Source organism: Kitasatospora sp. NPDC007106 (assembly GCF_040634455.1).
Taxonomy (GTDB): Bacteria; Actinomycetota; Actinomycetes; order Streptomycetales; family Streptomycetaceae; genus Kitasatospora; species Kitasatospora arboriphila.
In genome coordinates, this window is sequence record NZ_JBEYFP010000730.1 from 1 (window position 1) to 2,884 (window position 2,884).

The following is a 2,884-nucleotide window of genomic DNA, read 5'->3' on the forward strand; positions in this document are numbered from 1 at the left end:
GGGGCCGGCCTGCCGCCAGATCCGCAGGGTGAGGTTCATGCGTAGCTCCGCTGGGTGGGGTGGACGTGCTCGAAGGAGAGGTGCTCGCGGTGGAGCACGGGCGCGCGGCCGGTGCCGGTGAACTCCCAGGCGGCGGCGTACGAGAAGGCCTCGTCGTCGCGGAGCGCCTCGCCCTGTTTGGTGCGGCTCTCCTCGCGGAAGTGCCCGCCGCAGGACTCGGTGCGGTGCAGCGCGTCCAGGCACATGAGTTCGGCGAGCTCCAGGTGGTCGGCGACCCGGTTCGCCTTCTCCAGTTGCTGGTTGAGGCTCTCCCCGGTGCCGGGGACGGTGACCCGCCGCCAGAACTCCTCGCGCAGTTCGGGGATCCGGGCGAGTGCCCGGCGCAGTCCGGCGTCGTTGCGGGCCATTCCGCACTCGTCCCACATGATCCGGCCGAGTTCGCGGTGGAAGGACTCGGGGGTGCGGTCGCCGCGGACGGCCAGCAGCCGGTCCAGCCGCTGTACCACCTCCTGCCGGACGCCCTCGACCTGCGGGTCGCCCGGGTCGACCGGCTCCGAACCCTGCCGTGCCAGGTAGTCGTTGAGGGCGGGCGGCAGCACGAAGTAGCCGTCGGCGAGTCCCTGCATGAGGGCGCTCGCACCGAGCCGGTTGGCGCCGTGGTCCGAGAAGTTGGCCTCGCCGATCGCGAACAGCCCGGGGACGGTGGTCTGCAGGTCGTAGTCCACCCACAGGCCGCCCATGGTGTAGTGCACCGCCGGGTAGATCCGCATCGGCACCCGGTACGGGTCCTCCGCGGTGATCCGCTCGTACATCTCGAAGAGGTTGCCGTAGCGCGCGGAGACGGTGTCCCGGCCCAGCCTGGCGATCGCGTCGGCGAAGTCGAGGTACACGCCCTGCCCGCCGGGGCCGACGCCGCGGCCCTCGTCGCAGACCGCCTTGGCGGCGCGGGAGGCGATGTCGCGCGGCACCAGGTTGCCGAAGGCCGGGTACATCCGCTCCAGGTAGTAGTCCCGCTCGGCCTCGGGGATCTCCGCCGGCGGGCGGGTGTCCCCGGCCGCCTTCGGCACCCAGATCCGGCCGTCGTTGCGCAGCGACTCGCTCATCAGGGTGAGCTTCGACTGGTGGTCGCCGGAGCGCGGGATGCAGGTCGGGTGGATCTGCGTGAAGCACGGGTTGCCGAACCACGCGCCGCGCCGGTGCGCCCGCCAGACGGCGGTGGCGTTGGAGTTCTTGGCGTTGGTCGACAGGTGGAAGACGTTGCCGTACCCGCCGGTCGCCAGCACCACCGCGTCCGCCAGGTGGGTGGACACCTCCCCGGTCACCAGGTCCCGGGCGACGATGCCGCGGGCCCGGCCGTCGACGACGACCAGGTCGAGCATCTCGGTGCGCGGGTGCATCTCCACCCCGCCGGCCGCGATCTGGCGCGACAGCGCCTGGTAGGCACCGAGCAGCAGTTGCTGGCCGGTCTGCCCGCGGGCGTAGAAGGTGCGCTGCACCTGGACGCCGCCGAACGAGCGGGTGTCCAGCAGCCCGCCGTACTCCCGGGCGAACGGCACGCCCTGTGCCACGCACTGGTCGATGATCTCCACCGAGATCTGCGCCAGCCGGTGCACGTTGGACTCCCGCGCCCGGAAGTCGCCGCCCTTGACGGTGTCGTAAAACAGCCGCCGCACGCTGTCTCCGTCGTTGCGGTAGTTCTTCGCCGCGTTGATGCCGCCCTGCGCGGCGATCGAGTGCGCCCTGCGCGGTGAGTCCTGGAAGCAGAACTGCACCACCCGGTAGCCCTGCTCGGCGAGGGTCGCACCGGCCGCGCCGCCGGCGAGACCGGTGCCGACCACGATCACGGTGTGCCGGCGGCGGTTCGCCGGGTTCACCAGCTTCGCCTCGAACCGTCGCTGGTCCCAGCGCTGTTCGATCGGCCCGGCGGGTGCCTTGGTGTCGGCGACCGGCGCGCCGAGGGCGTAGTCGAGGTACGGGGTCACTTCACCGCTCCGATCATCACGGCCACCGGCACGGCGAGGAAGCCGGCCGTCAGCACCAGCGCCAGCACGTTCGCGGTCGCCTTCAACACCCGGTCCCGGCGCGCGTTGTTGACGCCCAGGGTCTGCGCCGCGCTCCAGAAGCCGTGCCGCACGTGCAGCCCGACCGCGAGCATCGCGACGACGTAGATCCCGCCGCCGTACCAGGTCGAGAAGGACGCGACCACGTTCTGGTACGGGTGGCCCTCCTCCGCCCGCGGGTTCACGGTCAGCGTGGTCAGGTCGAGGATGTGCCAGACGATGAACAGCGCCAGGATCACCCCGCCCCAGCGCATCGTCCGCGTCGCGTAGCTGGACCGGGCCCGCCGCCGCGCGTACTTCTGCGGGCGCGCCGCGAGGTCGCGCCGGCTCAACTGGTACGCGGCGACGCCGTGCGCCACCACGGAGACCAGCAGCACCACCCGGGCGATCCACAGGAACCAGGCGTGTCCGAGGAAGGGCTGCCCGATCGTGCGCAGCCACGCGGCGTAGCCGTTGAGGTCGTCCGGCCCGAAGAAGATCTTCAGATTGCCGAGCATGTGCGCCACCAGGTACAGCAGCATCACCGCGCCGGAGGCGGCCATCACCGCCTTCTTGCCGATCGTCGAACCCCACAGCACCGCCAGGGCGTGCCGCGGCCGACGCGTTCCAGTCGCCAGAGCCATGCGCTCCACGCTAGGAAAGGCACCTACCCGCCGTCCAAGACATGAAAAGGCTCGTCACCATAGGATATGGCTATGATCGAGAGGGGCGCGGGGAACTGCGCAGTCCGGGGGTGGCTCACCGTACGAATCCGGGCCGACCCCTGGTTCGCGCAGTGACCCGCAGCCCAATTGCGCAGTCCTCCCCCGGCCTTCGGCCGGGAG

The 2,884-nt window shown here is 71.3% G+C and carries 2 protein-coding genes; both read right to left on the bottom strand.

The window, feature by feature from the left end; all coding sequences use genetic code 11:
- Positions 1–35: 35 nt before the first annotated feature.
- Positions 36–1,982, bottom strand: a complete 1,947-nt coding sequence (locus tag ABZ641_RS31475) for a fumarate reductase/succinate dehydrogenase flavoprotein subunit (RefSeq protein ID WP_359987328.1) — start codon at positions 1,980–1,982, stop codon at positions 36–38.
- On the bottom strand, positions 1,979–2,683 hold the full coding sequence (locus ABZ641_RS31480) for a succinate dehydrogenase cytochrome b subunit (RefSeq protein ID WP_344624072.1): 705 nt from the start codon (positions 2,681–2,683) through the stop codon (positions 1,979–1,981). Before ABZ641_RS31480 ends, ABZ641_RS31475 begins: the two co-directional genes overlap by 4 nt.
- Positions 2,684–2,884: the final 201 nt, after the last annotated feature.

Excerpts from the sequence above, each read along its gene's own strand:
- ABZ641_RS31480 (WP_344624072.1), bottom strand. The coding sequence starts at position 2,683 with ATGGCTCTGGCGACTGGAACGCGTCGGCCGCGGCACGCCCTGGCGGTG.